This window comes from Streptomyces sp. enrichment culture, from assembly GCF_964272895.1.
Lineage (GTDB): Bacteria > Actinomycetota > Actinomycetes > Streptomycetales > Streptomycetaceae > Streptomyces.
In genome coordinates, this window is the sequence record NZ_OZ186832.1 from 4,240,819 (window position 1) to 4,265,000 (window position 24,182).

The window sequence follows — 24,182 nt, forward strand, 5'->3', positions numbered from 1 at the left end:
AGGCGCCGCCCGAGCCGGGCGCGCACGCCGTCGCCGAAGCGCCGGCCGGGTCCGGTGCGCGGGGCGCCGCCGTCCCGTCGCGCCAGTCCGGCGCGCACGCCGCCGATCCGTCGTCCGAGCCCGGCCCGTGTGCCCGCGTACTGTGCGGGCCGGGGTGCGGCACCTCCCGCGTTCCCCCGCACGGCCGTGCTCCGCTCCCGCTCGCTCACGCCTTCAGCCCGCTCACGCCTTCAGCTTGTACCCGAACCCGCGCACCGTCTCGATGCGGTCCTGGCCGATCTTCGTGCGCAGCCGCTGCACATGCACATCCACGACCCGGGTGTCCCCGCCCCAGCCGTAGTCCCACACGCGCTCCAGCAGCTTGTCCCGCGACAGCACGGTGCCCGGCGCCGCGGAGAACTCCAGCAGCAGCCGCATCTCGGTCGGCGTCAGCGCCACCGGCCGGCCCGCGCGGCGCACCTCCATGCCCTCGGTGTCGACCTCCAGATCGCCGAAGGTCAGCACCCCGCCCACCGCGTCGCCGGTGTCCTCGGCCTGGGCACCCCCGCTCGCGTGCCCGAAGCGGCGCAGCACCGCGCGGATCCGGGCGACCAGCACGGCCCCGTCGAACGGCTTGGTGACGTAGTCGTCGGCGCCCGCCTCCAGGCCCAGCACCACGTCGATGGAGTCGGCCCGCGCCGACAGCATGATCACCGGCACGGTCGACTCGTCCCGGATCCGGCGGCACAGGCTGACCCCGTCCAGGCCCGGCACCATCACGTCCAGCAGGGCGATGTCCGGACGCCGCGCCCGGAACGCCTCCAGGCCCGACAGACCGTCGGGCATGGCGGTGACCGCGAAGCCGTCCCGCTCCAGGGCGAGCTGGGTGGCCTCGCGGATGACGTCGTCGTCCTCCACGAACAGGACGTGGGTCTGGTCTGCCATCCGGCTGCTCCGTCAGTTGCTCTCGGGCGCCGGGGCGGGTGAACCGCCCCGAGCGGTGGTGCCGTAGTCGTTGTGCCAGTGATGCCGTGCGACGAAGCGGTCCGCCGCCCAGCGGTAGGTGAACACGTCCTCGCCGGACGGTTCCGTCACCGCGTCACCCCTGTCGTACACCTGTTTGGTCACCAGCAGATCGCCGCGGTCGATCTCGGCGTAGACCGGCGGCTCCTCCAGCCGGAAGACGTTCTCGTAGCGGCCGCCCTCCCGGCGATACACATACGAGCCGACACCGACGGTGTCCCCGCAGGTCAGCACGTTGATCACGATGTCGTCGACCGGGCCGCCGGTCAGCTCCCCGTAGGAGACGTCGACCGGGTACTGGTCCCCGTTGCACGGCTGCAGATCCCGTTTGACCGCCAGCGAGACCAGCGGGTCCTCCTGCACCAGCCGCACCGCGTTCACCCGGCGGGGGGCGGGCCCGAAGTGCGTCGACGGGGACGCCGCGGCCCCCGACACGCCCGCCGCGTGGGCCGGACCCTCGTCCCTGGTCCCGGTGCCGCCCGTGGAGCACCCGGAGACCACAAGGGCGAGGGCGGCGAGCCCGACCACCGCCGTGCTCACCGCCTGCCACGAGTCCAGGACCCCCGCGGTCCCCTCGCGGTCCCTCCTGGGCCCCCTGCCGGTCAGGCCGCGCAACGCTCCCGCTCCTCACGCTCCAGCGCGCGTGCGTCGAGATCGCGGGACTCCAGCTCCTCACGGAGCCGCGCGAGGGCCCGGTGCAGCGTGCTCTTGACGGTGCCTGCCGACATGCCGAGGGCGGCGGCCGTCTCCTCCGTGGACATCTGCTCCCAGTGTCGCAGCACCACCACGCTGCGCTGCTTGGGGGCGAGCACCTTCAGCACGTCCATCAGCAGGGCGCGGTCGGCGTGCTGCTCGGTGGAGTCGTCCACGCAGGACTCCGGCAGCTGCTCGGTCGGCACCTCCTCCAGCTTGCGCGCCCGCCACCACTCCGTCCGGGTGTTGATCATCACCCGGCGCAGATAGGCGTCCGCCAGCCGCTTGTCGGCGATGCCCTCCCAGCGGCCGTATGTGCGGGCCAGCGCGGTCTGCAGCAGATCCTGGGCGTCGACGGGGTCCGGGACCAGCCGGCGGGCACTGCGCAGCAGCGCGTCCTGCCGGGTACGGACGTACTCCTCGAACTCGAGCACCTCGCCCTGCGCCATGATCAACCGCCTCCCGCTTCCCCGAATTCCGGCGGTCCCACCGCCGCCGTGACACTCCGTGTGGTCTGGACAAGAAGCTACGGAGGGCTTGTCACGGGGCTGTCCGAAGCAGCCTGCGGTCAGCGCTCGGCTGTCCGTCGGTTGTGTAACAGAAGTAGGAACGGGGTAAAGGGCGCGGGTGTTTGGTCCGGGTTCAGGGTGATCGGTACGGCGATCGGATCACGCGGTCCGTCACGGGGGTCGGGTCACGACGGTCCGTTGGCGGAGGTCCGTTGCGGGGGTCGGGTCACGACGGTCCGTTGCGGAGGTCCGTTGCGGGGCTCCGGTCACGACGGTCCGTTGCGGAGGTCCGTTGCGGGGCTCCGGTCACGACGGTCCGTTACGGCGGTCCGTCACGGGGTCGGGTCACGACGGTCCGTTGCGGAGGTCAGCGCGCGGCGGTCCGTTACGGGGTCGGGGCGCGGCGGTCCGTCACGGGGTCGGGTCACGACGGTCCGTCACGGGGTCGGGTCACGACGGTCCGTTGCGGAGGTCAGCGCGCGGCGGTCCGTTACGGGGTCAGGGCGTGGCGGTCCGTTACGGCGGTCAGGTCGGCGCGCTGGACGGCGGCGGTCAGGTCAGCGGCAGTCGGTACAGCCCGCCCGGCAGCGGCTCCACCAGTCCGTCGGCCACCAACCCGTCCAGCGCGCGGGCCCGTTGCACCGGCTCGTGCCATACGGTGTCCAGCGCGGCCTGTGCGACCGGCGCGTGCGCCTCGCGCAGCACGGCGAGCAGCTTGCCGCGTACCTGGCGGTCGGTACCGGCGTACGTCTGGCCCCGGCGCGGCGGTCCGTCGTGCTCGGGCTTGCCCGCCAGCCGCCACGCGCACTGCGCGGCGATCGGACAGCGGTGGCAGTTCTCGTTCTTCGCCGTGCACACCAGCGCGCCGAGCTCCATCGAGGCGGCGGCCCACCGGGCGGCGGTCGCCTCGTCCTCCGGCAGCAGCGCGCGGGCCAGCCGGCGCTCCGCGGCCGTGGTCGCGTTCGGCGGGTACCGCACACCGGTCACCGCCCGTGCGAACACCCGCCGCACGTTCGTGTCCAGCACCGCGTGCCGCCTGCCGTAGGCGAACGACGCCACCGCGGCCGCGGTGTACTCCCCGATGCCGGGCAGCGCGAGCAGTTGCGCGTGGTCGGACGGCACGTCCCCGCCGTGCCGCTCCGTTATGGCGACCGCGGCCCCGTGCAGCCGCAGGGCGCGGCGCGGATAGCCGAGCCTGCCCCAGGCGCGCACGGCCTCGCCGGGTGCCTCGCGGGCCAGGTCGGCGGGGCGCGGCCAGCGGGCCAGCCACTGCTCGTAGACCGGCAGCACCCGGTTGACGGGCGTCTGCTGGAGCATGAACTCGCTGACCATCACACCCCACGCCCCGGCCTCCGGACGCCGCCAGGGCAGATCGCGGGCGTGCTCGTCGAACCAGGCGATGACCGGGAGGTGCAGGTCGGCTCCGCGGGGGGCGGATGCGGCGTCGGGGTCGGCTTCGGTGGGGACAGGCGTGCTGTGCGGGAGTTTCGTGGGCGCAGTCATGGCGGGTCCGATCCTGCCATGCGGGGGTGGGGGTCCGCGGGGACCGCCACCCGCGGGGGGTAAGACCAGGGCGTCGGGGCGGGCCGCCGCCACGCGGAGGCCAACAGACAGTTCCGTGGCCACGGACGGTAGGCGGCGCGCCGTTCTCGTCACACCCGGCGATCGTCGGGCGTCGTACCTGACGATCGGCGGGGGCGGGTCCCTCGCGCGCCGGAATGATGATCCGCAAAAGTTGCGGTCCTCGGCGGCGGGTGGGGCAGGCGAAGGCGCCGATCTCTCGTACAGTTTGCGCCGTGGGATCTCTGCGCAATCCGGTCGGGCCGCTTCCCTCCTCCATCTACTGGCGACGGAGGGTCGTTCTCGTGTCTGTGGTCGCCCTGTTGGCGCTGCTGATCACCTGGATCGTCACCTCGGGAGGCGACGGCAGGAACGGCGCCGACGGCACCAACGGCAAGAATCCCGCGCCGTCCACGTCCACCATCACGCCGGGGCCCTCCGGCTCCGGACCGGCGATCAGCCAAGCTCCGGGCGGGCGGGACGAGTCGGGGGACGGGGACTCCAACGGTTCGGGTTCCGGGGACGGTTCGGGGTCCGACGCGGGGGCCGGATCCGGGCCCGGGTCGGGCGACGGTTCGGGCGCGGGGGACGGGGCCGGGGCCGGTGACGGATCCGGTACCTCTGAGGGCAACGGCGTTGGTGGCGCCGGGGGTTCGGGTTCCGCCGGTGGCGCCGTGGACGGGGGCGGCAGCGCGGTGGGTACGCTGCCCGCCGGGTCCTCGCTGCCCGACTGCACGGCGAACGCGGTGACGTTGAGCCTGCGCAGCGTGCACAACTCCTACTCGCCGGACCAGACGCCCGCCTTCCAGATCACCGCGAAGAACTCCTCCGGCAGCGACTGCAAGGTCGATCTCGGGCCCCGTGCCGCCGTATTGACGATCACTCAGGCCAGCGCCGAGGACCCGTACTGGTCGTCCGCCCACTGCCCCAAGGGTGCCGGCAGCCTGCTCTACCGGGTGCCCGCGGGCAGCAGCGTCACCTACACCGTGCAGTGGGACCGCAAGCCGAGCGCCCCCGAGTGCGGGACGCCTCCGGCGGGGTCGGCCGCGGCGGGGACGTATCTGGTGGAGGCCCGTGCGGCGGGGTTCGCCAAGGCGCGGACGTCGTTCATGCTGAAGGCCGACTGACGGTTGTGGAGGCCGACTGGCGGTTCTGAAAGGGCCGACCGGCGGGTTCGGCGGTCTGCTAGACGTACCTCTCCAGGATCGACGACTCCGCCAGGCGCGACAGGCCCTCGCGTACGCTGCGGGCGCGGGCCTCGCCGACGCCGTCCACCGTCTGGAGGTCGTCCACGCTCGCGGCGAGTAGCTTCTGCAGGCCGCCGAAGTGCTCGACGAGGCGGTCGATGATCGCACCGGGCAGCCGCGGCACCTTCGCCAGCAGCCGGAAGCCGCGCGGGGAGACGGCCGAGTCCAGGGTCTCCGGGGAGCCGGTGTAGCCCAACGCCCGTGCCACCGTGGACATTTCGAGCAGCTCGGCGTGGGTCAGCGCGTCCAGCTCGGCCAGCGCCTCGTCCACCGTGCGGGAGCGCTTGGCCGTCGGCTCGGGCACATAGTCCCGGACCACCAGCTCGCGCTCCGGCTCCACGCCCGCGATCAGCTCGTCCAGCTGGAGGGCCAGGAGTCTGCCGTCCGTGCCCAGCTCCACCACGTACTCGGCGATCTCGGTGGCGATACGGCGGACCATCTCCAGCCGCTGGGCGACCGCGGAGACGTCGCGGACCGTCACCAGGTCCTCGATCTCCAGCGCCGACAGCGTGCCCGCGACCTCGTCGAGGCGGAGCTTGTAGCGCTCCAGGGTCGCGAGGGCCTGGTTGGCGCGGGACAGGATCGCCGCCGAGTCCTCCAGGACGCGGCGCTGACCGTCGACGTACAGCGCGATCAGCCGCATCGACTGGGAGACCGAGACGACCGGGAAGCCGACCTGCTTCGAGACGCGGTCCGCGGTGCGGTGCCGGGTGCCCGTCTCCTCGGTGGGGATCGTCGCGTCCGGCACGAACTGCACGCCCGCGCGGAGGATCTTCGACAGGTCCGAGGACAGCACGATGCCGCCGTCGAGCTTGCACAGCTCGCGCAGCCGCGTCGCGGTGAACTCCACGTCCAGCACGAAACCGCCGGTGCACATGGACTCGACCGTCTTGTCCGAGCCCAGCACGATCAGACCTCCGGTGTTGCCGCGGAGTACCCGCTCCAGGCCGTCGCGCAGGGCCGTGCCCGGCGCCACGGCGCTCAGGGAGGCGCGCATCAGGCCATCGGAACCGGCACTCCCACCGGACTTTCCGGGAGCTGCTGCCCGGTCGTTGGCTGCCACTGCACTCCTCCGGTCGCAGGTTCTGGGCGCTCCCGTTTCGCGCACTCGGTTCGTACGGACGGGCAAGACCAGGGCAAAGTCTACCGGCGGTCCTCCGTCTCCCGTGGGGCCTCTCGGCGACGGGAGCGCGGCAGGACCCTCAGGGCGTCCCCTATGTCCGCCACCTCCAGCACCTTCATACCGGCCGGGATCTTGCCCGGATCGGCCGGGACCAGGGCGTGCGTGAAGCCCAGGCGGTGCGCCTCGGCGAGGCGGCGCTGCACGCCGGTGACGCGTCTCACCTCTCCCGCGAGGCCCACCTCGCCGATCGCGACCAGGTTCTTGGGCAGCGGGGTGTCGCTGGCCGCGGAGGCGAGCGCCAGGGCGACGGCGAGGTCGGCCGCGGGTTCCGAGAGCTTCACGCCGCCGACCGTTGCGGAGTAGATGTCCCTTTTGCCCAGCGCGCTGATTCTGCCGCGCTGTTCCAGGACGGCCAGCATCATCGAGACGCGGGAGGTCTCCAGACCGGAGGTGGTGCGGCGGGGGGACGGGATCTGGGAGTCGACGGTGAGGGCCTGGACCTCGGCGACCAGCGGGCGGCGGCCCTCCAGGGTGACGGTCAGGCAGGTGCCGGGGACCGGCTCCGCGCGGCGGGTCAGGAACAGGCCGCTGGGGTCGGCCAGTCCGACGATGCCCTCGTCGTGCAGCTCGAAGCAGCCGACCTCGTCGGTGGCGCCGTAGCGGTTCTTCACGCCGCGCACCAGGCGGAGGCGGGCGTGCCGGTCGCCCTCGAAGTGCAGGACGACGTCGACGAGGTGCTCCAGGAGGCGGGGGCCCGCGATCGCGCCGTCCTTCGTGACGTGGCCCACGAGGAGGGTGGACATGCCGCGCTCCTTGGACGCGCGGATGAGGGCGCCGGCGACCTCCCGGACCTGGGCCATGCCGCCGGGGGCGCCGTCGATCTCCGGGGAGGCGACGGTCTGTACGGAGTCCAGGATCAGGAGGGACGGCTTCACGGCGTCCAAGTGGCCGAGGACCGCGGCGAGGTCGGTCTCGGCGGCGAGGTAGAGGTGGTCGTCCAGGGCGCCGATGCGGTCCGCTCTCAGGCGGACCTGGCTGGCGGACTCCTCGCCGGTGACGTAGAGGGTGCGGTGCTCCTCGCTCGCCGACTTCGCGGCGACGTCGAGGAGGAGGGTGGACTTGCCGACGCCGGGCTCGCCGGCGAGCAGGACGACCGCGCCGGGGACCAGGCCGCCGCCGAGGACGCGGTCCAGTTCGGGTACGCCGGTGGAGCGGGCCGTGGCCTGCTTGCCGTCCACCTGGCCGATGGGGAGGGCGGAGGTGGTGACGCGGCCGGGGGTGGTCGTGCGGACAGCGGGCGCGCCGTACTCCTCGACCGTGCCCCATGCCTGGCACTCGGGGCAGCGGCCGAGCCACTTGGCCGTCTGCCAGCCGCATTCCGTGCAGCGGTAGGACGGGCGGTCCTTGGTGGTCTTCGTACGGGCAGCCATGGGGGAAACCGTAGCGGGCGGGTCTGACAGTGGGGTGGCTGCGGCGGCCTGTGCGGGTGCGGGCCGGTGGGGGGATGCCTGCGGCGGCCTGCTCGCGTCCGGTGGGGGCGGGCGTAGCGCATGGCGGTGGGTTGTGGGTCGGGGCCGCGCCGGGGGGTGTCCGTCCTCGGTCCGGCGGTTCTGTCGGGACCTAGGGTGACTGCCTGACGGACGCCGGCCGCTGCGGGCGGACACCCCCCGCCACGTCCCCTTCCCGCCGTCGGCGGCTGACCGACGCCCACCGTGCTGGGTGCCTTCCCGCCGTCGGCGGCTGGGCGACGTCCGCGGCCGGGGGCGTCGTCGCAGGCGGGTGCGGGCGGTCCTTCCTGGTGCCGGGCAGCTGTACGTACCTCAGGGGGCGCGGGGAACTGCGCGACCAGCCCGCCACGGACCCGCAGGGGAACACGATGGACAGCACCCGTACCCGAACACGGCAGAAACCGGCAGCAGCCGCCCATAAGCGGCCACACTTCTCAGGAACACGCCACGGAACAAGGCGTCGCTGTCCCCTTATGAGGGATCGTTTCACCCGTACGGAGTAAATGTGCTCAAGGGGCCGGAATCGTGTGCCCCAGGACGCCTACGGTCGCACGGGTGATGAGCATCAGCCCGGAGACCTCGACCCGCACCACCGGCGCACACCGGGCGCACCGGGAGGCGCGCGACCGTGGTGCGGCGCGTACGTTGGCGCAGCGGACGCCCGCGCGGTACGAGCCGTACGTGGACGGGCTGTTCACGTACTGCCTGTCCGTGCTGTGCGACCACGACGCGGCGACGGCGGCTCTCGGTGACGCCCTGGCGCTGGCGGAGCGGCGGGGGACACGCGCCCCGGAGGCGGCCGGTGACCGCAGGGCGTGGCTGTACGCGCTGGCCCGCTGGGCGTGTCTGCGCAAGATGGCGGAGGCCAAGCAGAAACGTCAGGCCGGGCATGCGGCGGGGCGGCACGGCCCCCGGTACCAGCCCGCGTCGCCGCCCCCCGCGCCGGTGTCGGAGGAGGTGCAGGAGCAGCGGCGGCGCGAACTGGCGCTGTTGGCCTGGCCGGAGGCGGCCGGGACCACGCCCGAGCAGCGGGAGGCGCTGGAGCTGGCGGTGCGGCACCGGCTGGCGCCCCATGAGGTCGCCGCCGTGCTGGGGATGGACCCGGCCGTCGCACGGGAGCTGCTGGCGTCGGCCGCGTGCGAGGTGGAGCGCACGCGCGCGGTGCTGGCCGTCGTGGAGAGCGGCGTCTGTCCGGGCGTGGCCCGGCTGGCCGGGGACAGCCAGCTGGTGCTCAGCACGGCACTGCGCCGGGAGCTGGTGCGGCACGTCGACGACTGCCCGCGCTGCCGGCGGGCCGCCGAGCGGGCCGTTCCCGGCCGCTGGCCCGGCGCCACCGTCACGCCCGAGGAGCTGCCCGTGCTGGAGGCGCCCCGCGCGGCGCTGCACGTGGCCATGGCGCACCACTCGCGCGCGCGGGGCGCGGCCGCCCCGCGGTTCGACCGGCGGGGCTTTCCGATGGACCCGAAGGACCGTGCCGCGCGGCGCGACCGGCTGCGCGCGCGTGCCGTGACGACGACGGTCGTCGCCACCGTCGTGGCCGCCCCCGTGATCGCCCTGTGGTCCGCCTACCGGGGCGGGCCGCTGGCCGGTGACGGCGAGGGCGGTCCGGGCGCCGCCGCCAGCCGGGAGCACGGGCCGGACCGGCTCGACAGCTCGGCCGCGGGCGGGGGGTACGAGAACGCCGGCAACGCCCGTACCCGGCCGGGGGCCGGTTTCGGGGACGACTCGCGGTCCGATGTCTCCGTCGAGGTCGTCAGCGTCGGCGGGAGCGGCGGGAAGGGTGCCGGGCAGCTGGAGGTGACGGCTCGGGGCAGCGGGGACGTCACGTTCATCACCCTGACCGCCTCCGGGGAGGGTCCGGTGCGCTGGTCGGCCTCGACCGGGGCGCCGTGGCTGTATCTGAGCCGGTCCTCGGGAACGCTGCGGCCCGGCGAATCGTTGACGATCAAGGTGTACGTCGACCCGCTGCGCGAGCCCTCCGGCCACTGGCACGCGCGCGTGGCCGTCTCGCCCGCCGGAGCCGTCGTCACCATCGAGGGCTACGGCACCGCACCCAGCCCCTCCGAACCCGAGCCGAAGCCGACGGTCACCCGGCAGCCCACCCCGATCGAGCCGGACCCCACCCCCACGACCTCCGCCCCCTCCGACACCCCGACCACCCCGAGCGCCCCGCCCTCGTCGCCCGAGCCCACCCCCAGCAGCTCCGAGCCGACCGACCCCGGTTCCTCGTCGCCGCCGCCCCCCAGCGACAGCGGCGACCCGAGCCCCTCCACCTCGTAGCCGCGATCAGACGACGGGGTCCGCCGGGTGCGGGGCCACCAGCGGGAGCTGCGACGCCAGCCGCTGCTCGCACAGCTCGACCAGACGGTCGTAGCCGGCCTTGCCCATCAGCTCGGTCAGCTCCGCCCGGTAGGACACGTACACCGGCTCGCCCGCGCCGTGCGCCGACGTCGCCGACGTGCACCACCAGTGCAGGTCGTGGCCGCCCGGACCCCAGCCGCGGCGGTCGTACTCACCGATGGAGACCTGGAGGACGCGCGTGTCGTCGGGGCGGTCGATCCAGTCGTACGTGCGCCGGATCGGCAGCTGCCAGCACACGTCCGGCTTGGTCTCCAGCGGCTCGCGGCCCTCCTTCAGGGCCAGGATGTGCAGCGAGCAGCCCGCGCCGCCGGCGAAGCCGGGCCGGTTCTGGAAGATGCACGAGCCCTGGAAGGGGCGCGTCTGGCGGTCGCCGTCCTCGTCCTCCGAGACCCAGCCGTGCTGGGTGCCCTCGTCGTGGAACTGCCAGATCTCCGGGGTGAGGCGTGCCACATGCTCGGCGACCCGCTTCTCGTCGTCGTCGTCCGAGAAGTGCGCGCCCAGCGAGCAGCACCCGTCCGCCGCGCGGCCCGCCTGGATGCCCTGGCAGCCGCTGCCGAAGATGCAGTTCCAGCGGGAGGTCAGCCATGTCAGATCGCAGCGGAAGACCTGCTCGTCGTCCGCCGGATCCGGGAACTCCACCCAAGCGCGCGCGAAGTCGAGGCCCTTCTCGTCCGCCTTCAGGGCCTTCTTCGACAGCTCCTTGGCCGATTTGGCCTTCTTGTCGTCCTTCGCCTTTTTCGTCTTTGGCACGCGTCCAGGGTAAGTCGCCGCACAACCCCGCCGGGACCGCTCCCGTCACGTCCCGGGGGAGGGAGCACCGCCCGGCGGGCAGTAGCGTTCCGTACATGAGACTCGGTGTCCTCGACGTGGGAAGCAACACGGTGCATCTGCTGGTGGTGGACGCGCACCCCGGCGCGCGCCCCCTGCCCGCGCATTCGCACAAGGTGGAGCTGCGCCTGGCTCAGCTCCTCGACGACGCCGGAGCCATCGGCCCGCACGGGGTCGACAAACTGATCGCCGTCATCCACGACGCCCTCCAGGCCGCCGAGGACAAGGGCGTCGAGGAACTGCTGCCGTTCGCCACCTCCGCCGTGCGCGAGGCCAGCAACGCCGACGACGTGCTGGCCCGCGTCAAGGCCGAGACCGGCGTCGAGCTCCAGGTCCTCACCGGCGAGGAGGAGGCCCGGCTCACCTTCCTCGCCGCTCGCCGCTGGTTCGGCTGGTCCGCCGGAAAGCTGCTCGTCCTCGACATCGGCGGCGGCTCCCTGGAGATCGCCTACGGCATCGACGAGGAACCCGACATCGCCGTCTCCCTCCCCCTCGGCGCCGGCCGCCTCACCGCCGGCTGGCTCCCCGGCGACCCCCCGGACGCCGACGACGTCCGCGCCCTGCGCCGCCACGTCCGCGCCCAGATCGCCCGCACAGTGGGCGAATTCAGCCGTTTCGGCGCCCCCGACCATGTCGTCGCCACCTCCAAGACCTTCAAGCAGCTCGCCCGCATAGGCGGCGCCGCCCGCTCCGCCGACGGCCTGTACGTGCAGCGCGACCTGAAGCGGGAGTCCCTGGAGGCATGGGTGCCGCGGCTGGCCGGCATGACGACGGAGGAGCGCGCCGAGCTGCCGGGGGTCTCGGAGGGCCGCGCCAACCAGCTGCTCGCGGGCGCACTGGTCGCCGAGGGCGCGATGGACCTCTTCGGCGTGGAGCGCCTGGAGATATGCCCATGGGCGCTCAGAGAAGGTGTCATTCTGCGCAAGCTGGACCATATGCCGACGTGACGGATATGTGACTTCAGGGGTGCGGGGAACCGCGCGAGCACCCCCCCACAACCGGCACCCGCACCTGGCGAGAACTTCCAACGGCGCGTAGGCGACCACGTACGCTTGCCTTCGTGGCAAACGAGGTCGTGCGCATCCCGGACGTGAAGGTCGCCCTGTCCACGGCCTCCGTCTACCCGGAGTCCACGGCGACGGCCTTCGAGATCGCCGCCCGCCTCGGCTACGACGGCGTCGAGGTCATGGTCTGGAACGACCCGGTCAGCCAGGACATCGACGCCCTGCGCAGGCTCAGCGACCATCACGGCATCCCCGTCCTCGCCGTGCACGCCCCCTGTCTGCTCATCACCCAGCGCGTGTGGTCCACGGACCCCTGGACCAAGCTCCAGCGCGCCCGCTCCGCGGCGGAGCGGCTCGGTGCGAGCACCGTCGTCGTGCACCCGCCCTTCCGCTGGCAGCGCTCCTACGCCCGTGACTTCGTCAGCGGCATCTGGCGCATGGCGAACGAGACGGACGTGCGGTTCGCCGTGGAGAACATGTACCCCTGGCGCTACCGCGACCGCGAGATGCTGGCCTACGCCCCCGACTGGGACGTCACCAAGGACGACTACCGGCACTTCACGATCGACCTCAGCCACGCCGCGACCGCCCGCACCGACGCCCTGCAGATGATCGACCGCATGGGAGACCGGCTCGGCCACGTCCACCTCGCCGACGGCCGGGGTTCCGCCAAGGACGAGCACCTGGTGCCCGGCCGCGGCACCCAGCCCTGCGCCGAGGTCCTCGAACGGCTCGCGGCGACCGGCTTCGACGGCCATGTCGTCATCGAGGTCAACACCCGCCGGGCGATGTCCGGCGCGGAGCGCGAGGCCGACCTCGCCGAGGCGCTGGCCTTCACCCGGCTGCACCTGGCCTCCGCCGCGAAGGTGCCCCGGCGGTGACCGGGGAGACCTCCCGGCGCCGGGGGCGGCCCCCGCGTACCGAGTCCGCGGACACCAGGGACCGCATCCTGACGGCCGCCCGCGCCGAGTTCTCCGAGCGCGGCTACGAGAAGACGTCCGTCCGCGGCATCGCCAAGGCCGCCGGGGTGGACTCCGCCCTCGTGCACCACTACTTCGGCACCAAGGAGCGGATCTTCGAGGCGGCCATCGAGATCGCCATGGCCCCCGCCCTGACCGCCCCCGAGGCCATCGCCGACGGCCCGATGGACGGCGTGGGGGAGCGGTTCACCCGGTTCGTCTTCGGCGTCTGGGAGAACCCGGCCACCCGTACGCCCCTGCTCGCGGTGGTGCGCTCGGCCGTGAACAACGACACCGCGGCCGCCGTCTTCCGCCGGCTCGTCGCCTCCCAGCTGCTGCGCCGCATCGCCGCCCAGCTGGATCTGCCGGACGCCGAGCTGCGCGCCGAGCTGGCGGCGGCGCAGCTGGTGGGCACGGCCCTGCTCCGGTACGTGATCAAGGTCGAGCCGCTGGCCTCGGCGGACCCCGAGCTGATCATCCGGCGGGTGGCGCCGGTGGTGCAGGGGCATCTGACCGGCGGCTGAGGGCCGTGGGGGGCGTCTCGCACTGAGATACGCGTCCCGCATTCCGGACAGTGCGTCCCGCCCCCTGGATGACCGGCGTACGCTCGATAGCAGCCCCATCTCTCCGAAGGAGCGAGCGACGATGCCCGAGCTGAGGTCCCGCACAGTCACCCACGGCCGCAACATGGCGGGCGCCCGCGCCCTACTGCGTGCCGCCGGTGTACCCGGCGCGGACATCGGCCGCAAGCCGATCATCGCCGTCGCGAACTCCTTCACCGAGTTCGTGCCGGGCCACACCCACCTCCAGCCGGTCGGCCGGATCGTCAGCGAGGCGATCAAGGAGGCGGGCGGCATCCCGCGCGAGTTCAACACGATCGCCGTCGACGACGGCATCGCGATGGGCCACGGCGGCATGCTCTACTCCCTGCCCTCCCGCGACCTGATCGCCGACAGCGTGGAGTACATGGTCGAGGCGCACTGCGCCGACGCCCTGGTCTGCATCTCCAACTGCGACAAGATCACTCCGGGCATGCTGATGGCCGCCCTGCGCCTCAACATCCCCACGGTCTTCGTCTCCGGCGGCCCGATGGAGGCCGGCCGCGCCACCCTGGTCGACGGCACGGTCCGCACGCTCGACCTGGTCGACGCGATCTCCGACGCCGTGAACGACAAGATCTCGGACGAGGACATCCTCCGTATCGAGGAGAACGCCTGTCCGACCTGCGGCTCCTGTTCCGGCATGTTCACCGCCAACTCGATGAACTGCCTGACCGAGGCCATCGGCCTCTCCCTGCCCGGCAACGGCTCGGTCCTGGCCACCCACACCGCGCGCAAGCGGCTCTACGTGGACGCCGCGCACACCGTGATGGACCTGGTCCAGCGCTACTACGAGCAGGACGACGAGTCGGTCCTGCCGCGCAACATCGCCACCTTCGCGGCCTTCGAGAACGCCATGGCCCTCGACATCGCCATGGGCGGCTCCACCAACACGATCCTGCACCTGCTGGCCGCCGCCCAGGAGGCGGGCGTCCCGTTCGGCCTGGACGAGATCGACGCCGTCTCGCGCCGGGTGCCGTGCCTGGCGAAGGTCGCGCCGAACGTCGCCAAGGACCGCACGTACTACATGGAGGACGTCCACCGCGCCGGCGGCATCCCGGCCCTGCTGGGCGAGCTGCACCGCGGCGGCCTGCTGAACGAGGACGTCAACTCCGTCCACAGCCCGTCCCTGGCCGACTGGCTCAAGACCTGGGACGTCCGCGGCGGCTCCCCCTCGCCGGAGGCCGTGGAGCTGTGGCACGCGGCGCCGGGCTGCGTCCGCTCCGCCGAGGCGTTCTCCCAGTCCGAGCGCTGGGACACCCTGGACACGGACGCCGAGAACGGCTGCATCCGCTCCGTCGAGCACGCCTACTCCAAGGACGGCGGCCTCGCGGTCCTCAAGGGCAATCTGGCCGTCGACGGCTGCGTCGTGAAGACGGCCGGTGTCGACGAGTCCATCTGGACCTTCGAGGGCCCCGCGGTCGTCTGCGAGTCCCAGGAGGAGGCCGTCGAGAAGATCCTGAACAAGCGGATCACCCACGGCGACGTCGTGGTCATCCGCTACGAGGGCCCCAAGGGCGGCCCCGGTATGCAGGAGATGCTCCACCCGACCTCCTTCCTCAAGGGCCGCGGCCTCGGCAAGACCTGCGCCCTGGTCACCGACGGCCGCTTCTCCGGCGGCACCTCGGGCCTGTCCATCGGCCACGCCTCCCCCGAGGCGGCGTCCGGCGGCACCATCGCCCTCGTCGAGGACGGCGACCGCATCCGCATCGACATCCCCAACCGCACCATCGAGCTGCTGGTCGACGAAGCCGAGCTGGCGCGCCGCGAGGCCGCGCTGGGCGGGACGTACGCCCCCAGGTCCCGCGAGCGCAAGGTCTCCGCCGCCCTGCGCGCCTACGCCGCGATGGCGACCAGCGCCGACAAGGGCGCGGTGCGTGACGTGACCAAGCTGGGCTGACGCCCGACGCCGCTCAGGGCCGCCTTCCCCGCGGGAGGCGGCCCTTGCCGTGTCACCAGGCGGCGGGATCGCCGGCCGGTACGGAGAAGACGGTGCCGTCGGGCGCGGAGGCGACGACGCGGTCGCCGGCGAGGACGGGCTCGGGCAGGTAGGCCGGCACGCGTCCCGACGCGGGGCCGACGCGCGGCGGTGTCTGTCCCACCAGCCGCCCGCTGCGGGCGTCCACGGCGAGCAGACGCCCGTCGGGCGCGGTGACGTACACATGCCTGCCGTCGGCGACCGGCGCGGAACCGCGGGAGACCGACGTCTCCAGCACCCACGCCCGCCGGCCCGTACCCAGGTCGACGGCCTCCAGCGAACCGCCCGCCGCCATGATGTGGACGACGTCCCCGCGCACTCCCGCACGGGCCGCCGCCCGCGGCACGGGCAGCTCCACCCGGCGCGTCACCCCCGTCGCCGGCGTGTGACGGACGACGGCGACGGTGTCCCCCGAGAGCTGGTCCACAGCCAGGAAGAAGAGCGAACCGCGGTGCGAGCCGACCGGTTTCAGCACTCCCTCCAGCCGCGCCTCCCACCTCACCTCACCCGTCTCCGGGACCACGGCGGCGACCGTGCTGACACCGTCGTCGGACACGCTCGTGGAGTAGGCCAGGGGGTCACCGGCGAACGACACGAAGTACGGCGGGCTCTGCCCCGGCATCACCTGGCTCCACCTGGTCCTGCCGGAGGCGCCGTCCACGCCGGTGACCGTGCCGTCCGCGCCGGTGAACAGCAGCATGTCCCCGGCGGGTTGCACCGCCTGGTACGTCGGCATGTCCCGGCGCCAGCGGACCTCGCCCGAGGACGGGTCGAGTCCCGTCAGGCGGTCGCCGCCCTCCGCCATGGGCTGTACGACCCCACCGGACAGGACCGGCGGAGCGCTGCGCGAGGACTTGCCGACCGGACGCCGCCACAGCACGGCCCCGTCGGACGGGTCGAGCCCGAGGACGACTCCCTGCCCGCCGCAGAGCAGCATCTTCCCCCCGTAGGAGCACTGAGGAGTACCGCCGTCCTTCACCACAGGCCCGGCCTGCCAGCGCCGGCCGGTGTCCGAGGCCGCAGGCCGTCCCGCCTCCGCGTCCGACGGACCGTCGACCGACGCCCACCCGACGGCCACGGCGGTCACGGCGGTCAGGAGCCCGGCGGCCGCGGCGACGTATCCGCGCCGGCCCCAGCGCCTCCGGGCCGGGCGGTCCGACGGCGACTCCGGCTCCGACGGCGACTCGGCTTCCGAAGGTGACGTGGCTTCCGACGGCGACTCGGGTTCCGCGAGCGGCTTCGCCTGCGCCGGTGACCCGGCCTCCGGCACCGGCGAGGGCGCCTTCGACGGCCCGGACACACCGCCGGTGCGCTGCGTCGGGATGAACGCCTGGGTGTCGTACGAGGCGGCGAGCGACCGCAGCTCCCGCATGAGCTCGTCCGGCGTGGGACGCTCCTCCGGGTCCTTCGCCAGGCACCGGGATATCAGCGGCACGAGACCGGCGGGCACACCGCTCAGATCGGGTTCGTCGTGCACGACCTGATACGCCACGACGTACGGGCTGTCGGAGTCGAACGGGCCCCGTCCGGTCGCCGCGTGCACCATCACCGAACCGAGTGCGAAGACGTCCGCCGCGGGACCGACCTCGCGCGGCCGCCGGAACTGCTCGGGCGCCATGAACGGCGGAGTCCCGATCAACTTCCCCGTCTCGGTGCGCAGTTCACTGTCCTTGGGCCGGGAGATGCCGAAGTCGATGACTTTCGGACCGTCGTGGGCGAGCAGCACATTGCTCGGCTTGAGATCCCGGTGCACGACTCCGACACGGTGGATGTCCCGCAGCGCCTCCGCCAGCCCGGCCATCAGCCGCCGCAACTGCTCCGCGTCCATCGGCCCGTTCCGCTTGACGTGCTCGGAGAGCGTCGGGCCGGGGATGAACAAGGTGGCCATCCAGGGCCGCTCGCACTCGGGATCGGCGTCCACGACCGGCGCGGTGAACGCACCGCTCACCCGCCGCGCGGCGGCCACCTCCTGCCGGAACCGCCCCCTGAACTCGGGATCCCTGGCGAACTCGGCATGCACCACCTTCACCGCGACCTGCATCCCCGAGGTGCTCCGCGCCAGATGGACGACCCCCATGCCGCCCGAGCCGAGGCAGGACTCCAGCAGATAGTGCCCGGCGTACTCGGGCAGTTCCGCTTCCGCACCGACCCCGGTGTTGCTCTGCGGCGCCATGGACCACCCCCGTGCTGTTCGTCCGCGCGCGCGACGCACGGAGCCTAGTCGATGACTCGTACGAGACCGAGGCGGCTTGCTAGCCTCCGTGTGCGAGTTGCACACGTCTGTTCTGGCGTGATCCGAGTGTTCGGCAGAGCCCTCTCGGAAGGGGGCTCGACGGGGGAGGAATCAATGGCAGTCGACCACACGGCGGAAGCCGAGGGCGCCGAGGCGCTGTCCGTCACGGCTTCGGCGACGGTGCGCTACTACTCGGTCGCCCCGGGCGTCCGCCTCAACGTCCGCAGCGGTCCGGGCACCGGCTACCGGATCGTCCGGGTCCTGCCCGAGGGCTCCAAGGTCCCGATCTTCTGCCAGTCGCCGGGCACCTGGGTGTCGGGTCCCTACGGCACCTCCAACATCTGGGACAACATCGACGACGGCGAGTTCGTCTCGGACGCCTACGTGAACACCGGCAGCGACGGCTACGTCGCCTCCCGCTGCGCCCTGTAGCGCCCGGTCCGCGGGACCCGCGCCCGCCCGACCGCCGAGGAGCCCGTCCCACCCCACCGCCATAATCGACCCGTGAGCGACAAGCAGAACGGCAACGGCACCCCGGTCCAGGCGGCGGGCTCCCCGCAGGGTGGCGCACCCGCCCCCGAACCCCTGCGCTTCTTCGGCACCACCTGGGTGAACCACGACAACGGCTACGCCCTCCGCCGCGTCGCCGCCTCCGTCGGCTCCCTCGCCCTCGCCGCCGTCTCCTGCCTCGTCCTGCGCTTCGCCTACGACGGCCTGCGGATCGGCGGCATCGGCACCTTCGTCACGCTCCTGGTGACCGTCATGTTCGCGGTGTGCAGCGCCCTCGCCTTCGGCCACACCTGGGACGGCTTCCGCAAGCGCCCCGACCCCGACCGCCAGGCGTCCCTGCGCGGCCTGCTGACCATCGGCTTCGTCGGCTCCCTCCTCGCCTACTTCGTCCGCTCCCTCACCGAGGCCCCCGGCGAGAAGCTGCACCGCCAGGAGTACGAGACGGCCGTCGAGCAGCACGCCCAGCGCACGTCCCGCCGCAGCGGCAACCCGTCGAAGAAGCGCCGCCGCTCCTGACCCCACCGTCGCTCACCGGTCATCCGCCCCGAAAACCCCGCCGACGGCGCACCGCCCCTGGGCACGATGACCCCATGACGGCTCCCACACACACCGACCGAGCCCACTCCTTCAACACGGCCGCGGCCCAGTACGCCGCCAACCGCCCTTCCTACCCGCCCGCCCTCCTCGACACCGTCGAAGAGCTCACCGGCCGCCCCCTGCACGGCACCCGCGTCGCCGACATCGGCGCCGGTACGGGCATAGCGACCGCCCTGCTGGAGGCCCGCGGCGCCGACGTGATCGCCGTCGAACCCGGCACCGGCATGGCCGCCGAATTCCGCCGCGCCCTCCCCGACGTGCCCCTCATCAGGGGCGACGGCAACCACCTCCCCCTCACCGACGCCTCCGTCGACCTCCTCACCTACGCCCAGTCCTGGCACTGGACCGACCCGGCCCGCTCCATCCCGGAGGCGCTGCGCGTCCTGCGCCCCGGCGGCGCGCTCGCCCTCTGGTGGAACACCGACGCCCTCGACATCCCGTGGATCGCCGAGGCGGCCCGCCGCCAGGAACGGCACTTCGCCATCGACGTCGAGGCGGAGAAGAAGCTCGGCACCCACGCCGACGTCGCCGACCCCGAGGGCCGCCTCCGCTTCACCCACCGCCGGCTGCGCTGGACCCGCCGCGTCCCCGTCGACACCCACCTGGCCAACCTCGGCAGCCACTCGATCTTCCTCACCGACACCGAGGAACGCCGCACCGCCTACCTCACCGCCGAACGGCACCACCTCCTGCGCGTCTTCCCCGACGGCATCGTCGAGGAGACCTACGACGTCGACCTCCTCCTCGCCACCACCTGACCCGCGGCGGCGGCCCGCCCCGGGGCCGCCGCCCCGGCAGCCACAGGCCGACGGCCTCACGGACCCCATCCCCACGGGCGGAGCACCGCCACCTCACCTTGACGCGGGAGGGATCCCGGAGGATATTCATCGCATGGTGAATTATTCGGCAGGCCCCCCGGACCACCACCCCGAATCCCCCACACCCCCCACCGGCCGAGCCACCGCCCAGCCGGCCGTACGCGCCAGCGGCCTCACCGTCGTCCGAGGCCCCCGCACCGTCCTGCACGGCCTCGACTTCACCGTCCCCCGCGGACAGATAACCGGCCTCCTCGGCCCCTCCGGCTGCGGCAAATCCACCCTCATGCGCGCCATCGTCGGCACCCAGGCCAAGGTCACCGGCACCCTCGACGTCCTGGACCACCCCGCCGGCCACCCCCGCCTGCGCACCCGCATCGGCTACGTCACCCAGGCCCCCTCCGTCTACGACGACCTGACCGTCCGCCAGAACCTCGACTACTTCGCCGCGGTCCTCACCCCCGGCCAGGGCGCCGCCCACCAGCGCCACGACGTCGATCGCGTCCTCGCCGACGTCGACCTCACCAGCCACGCCGACGCCCTCGCCGGCAACCTCTCCGGCGGCCAGCGCAGCCGCGTCTCCCTCGCCGTCGCCCTCCTCGGCACCCCCGAACTCCTCGTCCTCGACGAACCCACCGTCGGCCTCGACCCCGTCCTGCGCCGCGACCTGTGGAACCTCTTCCACGACATCGCCGCCCGCCGCGGCGCCACCCTCCTCGTCTCCTCCCACGTCATGGACGAAGCCGAGCGCTGCCACCGCCTCCTGCTCATGCGCGACGGCCGGATCCTGGCCGACGGCACCCCCGACGCCCTGCGCACCCGCACCCACACCGACACCGTCGAGGACGCCTTCCTCCACCTCGTCGACGAGGCGACCGCGGCCACGACCGCGCACCCGAAAGAGACACCCCGATGAAGACGACGACCCGCCCCGCCCAGGCACCCGCGCCCGCCCCCACCGGTGCCCTCAATCCCGCACGCACCCTCGCCACCGCGGCCCGCGTCCTGCGCCAGCTCCGTCACGACCCGCGCACCATCGCGATGATGCTGCTCATCCCATGCGTGATGCTCTTCCTGCTGCGCTACGTCTTCGACGGCAGCCCACGCGTCTTCGACAACATCGGCGCCTCCCTCCTCGGCATCTTCCCGCTCATCACCATGTTCCTGGTGACCTCCATAGCCACCCTGCGCGAACGCACCTCCGGCACCCTCGAACGCCTCCTCGCCATGCCCCTCGGCAAAGGCGACCTCATCGCCGGCTACGCCCTCGCCTTCGGCACCCTCGCGATCGTCCAGTCCGCCCTCGCCACCGGCCTCGCCCTGTGGTTCCTCGGCCTCGACGTCACCGGCTCACCCTGGCTGCTCCTCCTGGTCGCCCTGCTCGACGCCCTCCTCGGCACCGCCCTCGGCCTGTTCGTCTCCGCCTTCGCCTCCTCCGAGTTCCAGGCCGTCCAGTTCATGCCGGCCGTGATCTTCCCCCAGCTCCTGCTCTGCGGCCTGTTCACCCCGCGCGACAAGATGCACCCCGCCCTGGAGGCCGTCTCCGACGTCCTGCCCATGTCCTACGCCGTCGACGGCATGAACGAGGTCCTGCACCACACCGACATGACCGCCGCCTTCGTCCGCGACGCCCTCGTCGTCGCCGGCTGCGCCCTGCTGGTCCTCGCCCTCGGCGCCGCCACCCTCCGACGCCGCACCGCCTAGCCGGCCCGCCGTCCCGCCCACCGGACACCGCCGCCCGCGCACCCACCTCCGGTGCGAGGATGAACCCGGACGACGCACACCCCGGAGGGCACCTGACCATGACCCAGAAAGTCGCAGTCCTCGGCACCGGCAAGATCGGCGAAGCCCTGCTCAGCGGAATGATCCGCGCCGGCTGGTCCCCTGCCGACCTCCTGGTCACCGCCCGCCGCCAGGAGCGGGCCGACGAACTCCGCACCCGCTACGGAGTCACCCCCGTCAGCAACGCCGAGGCCGCCAAGACCGCCGACACCCTGATCCTCACGGTCAAACCGCAGGACATGGGCACCCTCCTCGACGAACTCGCCCCGCACATCCCCGCCGACCGCCTGGTCATCAGCGGCGCCGCGGGCATCCCCACCTCCTTCTTCGAGGAGCGCCTGGCCCCCGGCACCCCCGTCGTCCGCGTCATGACGAACACCCCCGCCCTCGTCGACGAGGCCATGTCCGTCATCTCCGCCGGCAGCCACGCCACCGCCGAGCACCTCGCCCACGCCGAGGAGATCTTCGGCGCCGTCGGCAAGACCCTGCGCGTCCCCGAGTCCCAGCAGGACGCCTGCACCGCCCTCTCCGGCTCCGGACCGGCGTACTTCTTCTACCTGGTCGAAGCCATGACCGATGCCGGCATCCTGCTCGGCCTGCCCCGCGACAAGGCCCACGACCTCATCGTCCAGTCCGCCATCGGCGCCGCGACGATGCTCCGCGACAGCGGCGAACACCCCGTCAAGCTGCGCGAGAACGTCACCTCCCCCGCGGGCACCACCATCAACGCCATCCGCGAACTGGAGAACCACGGCGTACGGGCCGCCCTCATCGCCGCCCTCGAAGCCGCCCGCGACCGCAGCCGCGAACTGGCCTCCGGCAACAACAGCTGACCCGCACGCCGGGTCCCTTCACCTCACCGTGCTCACCAGGGCCCCGGTATCAGCCGGAAGCAGTCCGATCGCCCGGTAGGCGGCATCCACCGTCGGCCGGGCCATCGCCCGAGCCTTCTCCGCTCCATTCCGCAGCACCCCCTCCACATACGCGGGATCCGCGCACAGCTCCTTGTGCCTGGCCTGCACGGGCCCGAGGACCTCGACCACGGCCTCCGCGGTGTCCTTCTTCAAGGCGCCGTACGACTCGTATACACCGCTCAGCTCCGATGGGTTCCCACCCGTGCACGCGGCGAGGATCTCCAGCAGATTCGCGACCCCCGGCCGCCCCTCCGGGTCGTACACGACATCCCGCCCGCTGTCGGTCACGGCCCGCATGACCTTCTTCCGCACCACCTCGGGCTCGTCGAGCAGATAGACGATCCCCGGCCCCACGTCATCGCTCTTCCCCATCTTCGACACCGGGTCCTGCAGATTCATCACCCGAGCCGCCACCGCGGGCACGGTCGCCCTGGGCACCACGAACGTGTGCCCGTACCGCTGGTTGAACCGCACCGCCAGATCCCGCGTCAGCTCGACATGCTGCGCCTGGTCGTCCCCCACCGGCACCTCGTCCGCCCCGTAGGCCAGGATGTCCGCCGCCATCAGCACGGGATACGTCAGCAGCGACAGCCGCACACTCCCGCCGCGCTCGCGCTCCCGTACGGCCTTCTCCTTGTACTGGATCATCCGGCGCATCTCACCGTCGGTCGCCACGCACTCCAGCACGTACGACAGCCGAGCGTGCTCGTCGACATGGCTCTGCACGAACATCGTGCAGAGCTCCGGATCCAGCCCCGCCGCGAGCAGCAGCGTCGCCGCCTGCCGGCTGAGCCGCCGCACCCGCGCCGGATCGTGGTCCACGGTCAGCGCGTGCAGATCCACGACACAGAACAGCGCGTCCGCCTGACGCTGGTCCACCGCGGCCCACTGCCGCATGGCCCCCAGGTAGTTCCCCAGCGTCAGATGCCCGGTCGGCTTGATCCCGCTGAAGACCCGCTTCATCTCTCCACCTCCTGCTCGGAGCCGCCGCACCCGCCGGCCGGCCCTCAGGAGGGAGATACGAGAACGGCCGCCGAGGCGGCGGCCGATGAGTGCATACGTGAGTCCGGCCGCCGTCAGGCGGCCCACCACTGCTGGTTGCACGTACGCGTAGTCACGAGATCCACAGTACGCCTCAAGAGGGCGGTTCGGGGGGAGGTTGACACGACCTGCCTCCATCCGTAGTGTTCTCCGAGTTGTCCGACGTGAGCGCCGACCAAGTCGGTCCCCGGACAGCCACTCCGCAAGCACCACCCACTCTCGACGAGCAGTCGGCCTGCCCTGCTGCCGTCGCGTTTCATTGGCGTGCGTATTTACGGAATGAGGAATCCGCGTTCGAAAGAACGCAGGCCCCGATTAGCGTCGGGAGCCAGGAATCCGCTAAAGTCTCACTCGTCGGAACGGCCCAGCGGCCGGGAAGACAAACCCTCCTGACAGGGAGTCAGATGCCGAAAGGATCTGATAGAGTCAGAACCGCCGGAAAGGGAAACGCGGAAGCGGGAACCTGGAAAGCGCCGAGGAAATCGGATCGAGAAAAGATCTGATAGAGTCGGAAACGCAAGACCGAAGGGAAGCGCCCGGAGGAAAGCCCGAGAGGGTGAGTACAAAGGAAGCGTCCGTTCCTTGAGAACTCAACAGCGTGCCAAAAGTCAACGCCAGATATGTTGATGCCCCGTCTCCAGCATCAGCTGGGACGAGGTTCCTTTGAAAAAACACAGCGAGGACGCTGTGTGCGAGAGGATTATTCCTCCTCTCGCACCGCTCTCGTGGTGTTCATCCCGATTACGGGAAAACATTCACGGAGAGTTTGATCCTGGCTCAGGACGAACGCTGGCGGCGTGCTTAACACATGCAAGTCGAACGATGAACCTCCTTCGGGAGGGGATTAGTGGCGAACGGGTGAGTAACACGTGGGCAATCTGCCCTGCACTCTGGGACAAGCCCTGGAAACGGGGTCTAA

21 protein-coding genes and 1 rRNA gene (1 of these 22 running past the window's edge) are annotated in these 24,182 nt (G+C 72.3%); 13 read left to right on the forward strand and 9 right to left on the reverse strand.

Annotated elements, in window-relative coordinates; translation table 11 throughout:
* Positions 1-222: 222 nt before the first annotated feature.
* The 4 genes from cseB to ACSU6M_RS19190 form a co-directional block, all read right to left on the reverse strand.
* The gene (gene cseB / locus ACSU6M_RS19175) at positions 223-924 is read right to left on the reverse strand and encodes a two-component system response regulator CseB (RefSeq protein WP_437070972.1); all 702 of its coding nucleotides are present in this window, start codon (positions 922-924) and stop codon (positions 223-225) included.
* 12 nt (positions 925-936) lie between these two features.
* Positions 937-1,617, reverse strand: coding sequence for a hypothetical protein (locus tag ACSU6M_RS19180; protein WP_437070973.1), 681 nt, complete (start codon positions 1,615-1,617; stop codon positions 937-939).
* A complete protein-coding gene (locus ACSU6M_RS19185; protein ID WP_399643610.1) occupies positions 1,605-2,144 on the reverse strand; it encodes a SigE family RNA polymerase sigma factor in 540 nt (179 codons plus the stop codon). The genes ACSU6M_RS19180 and ACSU6M_RS19185 overlap by 13 nt, the downstream gene beginning before the upstream one ends.
* A 612-nt stretch (positions 2,145-2,756) precedes the next feature.
* Positions 2,757-3,707 (reverse strand): A/G-specific adenine glycosylase, encoded by a 951-nt coding sequence (locus tag ACSU6M_RS19190; RefSeq protein WP_437070974.1) that lies wholly within the window; start codon positions 3,705-3,707, stop codon positions 2,757-2,759.
* A gap of 293 nt (positions 3,708-4,000) precedes the next feature.
* On the opposite strand from ACSU6M_RS19190, the gene ACSU6M_RS19195 reads away from it, so the two are divergent.
* Complete coding sequence (locus tag ACSU6M_RS19195; protein ID WP_437070975.1) at positions 4,001-4,891, forward strand: hypothetical protein; 891 nt, start codon at positions 4,001-4,003, stop codon at positions 4,889-4,891.
* A gap of 58 nt (positions 4,892-4,949) precedes the next feature.
* Here the strand turns inward: ACSU6M_RS19195 and disA are convergent, their stop codons facing one another.
* Both disA and radA read right to left on the reverse strand, forming a co-directional pair.
* Positions 4,950-6,074: a DNA integrity scanning diadenylate cyclase DisA gene (gene disA / locus ACSU6M_RS19200; RefSeq protein WP_437070976.1), complete on the reverse strand. Its 1,125-nt coding sequence runs from the start codon at positions 6,072-6,074 to the stop codon at positions 4,950-4,952.
* Between the two features lie 80 nt (positions 6,075-6,154).
* A complete protein-coding gene (radA, locus tag ACSU6M_RS19205; RefSeq protein WP_437070977.1) occupies positions 6,155-7,564 on the reverse strand; it encodes a DNA repair protein RadA in 1,410 nt (469 codons plus the stop codon).
* A gap of 636 nt (positions 7,565-8,200) precedes the next feature.
* Between radA and ACSU6M_RS19210 the strand changes: the two genes are divergently transcribed.
* Positions 8,201-9,922, forward strand: coding sequence for a BACON domain-containing protein (locus ACSU6M_RS19210; protein ID WP_437070978.1), 1,722 nt, complete (start codon positions 8,201-8,203; stop codon positions 9,920-9,922).
* 6 nt (positions 9,923-9,928) lie between these two features.
* Here ACSU6M_RS19210 and ACSU6M_RS19215 read toward each other — a convergent pair whose 3' ends face one another.
* The gene (locus tag ACSU6M_RS19215; protein ID WP_437070979.1) at positions 9,929-10,753 is read right to left on the reverse strand and encodes a hypothetical protein; all 825 of its coding nucleotides are present in this window, start codon (positions 10,751-10,753) and stop codon (positions 9,929-9,931) included.
* A gap of 95 nt (positions 10,754-10,848) precedes the next feature.
* Between ACSU6M_RS19215 and ACSU6M_RS19220 the strand changes: the two genes are divergently transcribed.
* The 4 genes from ACSU6M_RS19220 (at position 10,849) to ilvD (ending at position 15,293) form a co-directional block, all read left to right on the forward strand.
* Entirely contained in the window at positions 10,849-11,778 is a 930-nt protein-coding gene (locus ACSU6M_RS19220; protein WP_437070980.1) for a Ppx/GppA phosphatase family protein, read from the forward strand.
* A 113-nt stretch (positions 11,779-11,891) separates the two neighbouring features.
* Positions 11,892-12,716 carry a sugar phosphate isomerase/epimerase family protein gene (locus ACSU6M_RS19225; RefSeq protein WP_437070981.1) on the forward strand — a complete coding sequence of 275 codons (825 nt, stop codon included), beginning with the start codon at positions 11,892-11,894 and terminating at the stop codon, positions 12,714-12,716.
* Positions 12,713-13,318, forward strand: coding sequence for a TetR family transcriptional regulator (locus ACSU6M_RS19230; RefSeq protein ID WP_437070982.1), 606 nt, complete (start codon positions 12,713-12,715; stop codon positions 13,316-13,318). Before ACSU6M_RS19225 ends, ACSU6M_RS19230 begins: the two co-directional genes overlap by 4 nt.
* 121 nt (positions 13,319-13,439) lie before the next feature.
* Entirely contained in the window at positions 13,440-15,293 is a 1,854-nt protein-coding gene (gene ilvD, locus ACSU6M_RS19235; protein ID WP_437070983.1) for a dihydroxy-acid dehydratase, read from the forward strand.
* Between the two features lie 52 nt (positions 15,294-15,345).
* Here the strand turns inward: ilvD and ACSU6M_RS19240 are convergent, their stop codons facing one another.
* Entirely contained in the window at positions 15,346-17,544 is a 2,199-nt protein-coding gene (locus ACSU6M_RS19240) for a serine/threonine-protein kinase (protein ID WP_437070984.1), read from the reverse strand.
* Between the two features lie 174 nt (positions 17,545-17,718).
* Here ACSU6M_RS19240 and ACSU6M_RS19245 point away from each other — a divergent pair, with 174 nt between their 5' ends.
* From ACSU6M_RS19245 to proC, 6 genes are all read left to right on the forward strand, one after another.
* Positions 17,719-18,036 (forward strand): SH3 domain-containing protein, encoded by a 318-nt coding sequence (locus tag ACSU6M_RS19245; RefSeq protein ID WP_437070985.1) that lies wholly within the window; start codon positions 17,719-17,721, stop codon positions 18,034-18,036.
* 72 nt (positions 18,037-18,108) lie between these two features.
* Entirely contained in the window at positions 18,109-18,630 is a 522-nt protein-coding gene (locus ACSU6M_RS19250) for an EamA/RhaT family transporter (protein ID WP_437070986.1), read from the forward strand.
* Positions 18,631-18,704: 74 nt separating this feature from the next.
* A complete protein-coding gene (locus ACSU6M_RS19255) occupies positions 18,705-19,469 on the forward strand; it encodes a class I SAM-dependent methyltransferase (protein ID WP_437070987.1) in 765 nt (254 codons plus the stop codon).
* 133 nt (positions 19,470-19,602) lie between these two features.
* Positions 19,603-20,442: an ABC transporter ATP-binding protein gene (locus ACSU6M_RS19260; protein ID WP_437070988.1), complete on the forward strand. Its 840-nt coding sequence runs from the start codon at positions 19,603-19,605 to the stop codon at positions 20,440-20,442.
* Positions 20,439-21,230: an ABC transporter permease gene (locus ACSU6M_RS19265; protein ID WP_437070989.1), complete on the forward strand. Its 792-nt coding sequence runs from the start codon at positions 20,439-20,441 to the stop codon at positions 21,228-21,230. The genes ACSU6M_RS19260 and ACSU6M_RS19265 overlap by 4 nt, the downstream gene beginning before the upstream one ends.
* Positions 21,231-21,328: 98 nt before the next feature.
* Complete coding sequence (proC, locus tag ACSU6M_RS19270) at positions 21,329-22,141, forward strand: pyrroline-5-carboxylate reductase (protein WP_437070990.1); 813 nt, start codon at positions 21,329-21,331, stop codon at positions 22,139-22,141.
* An 18-nt stretch (positions 22,142-22,159) separates the two neighbouring features.
* Here proC and trpS read toward each other — a convergent pair whose 3' ends face one another.
* On the reverse strand, positions 22,160-23,185 hold the full coding sequence (gene trpS / locus ACSU6M_RS19275) for a tryptophan--tRNA ligase (RefSeq protein WP_437070991.1): 1,026 nt from the start codon (positions 23,183-23,185) through the stop codon (positions 22,160-22,162).
* A gap of 832 nt (positions 23,186-24,017) precedes the next feature.
* Between trpS and ACSU6M_RS19280 the strand changes: the two genes are divergently transcribed.
* A 16S ribosomal RNA gene (locus ACSU6M_RS19280) occupies positions 24,018-24,182 on the forward strand (it continues 1,362 nt past the right edge of the window).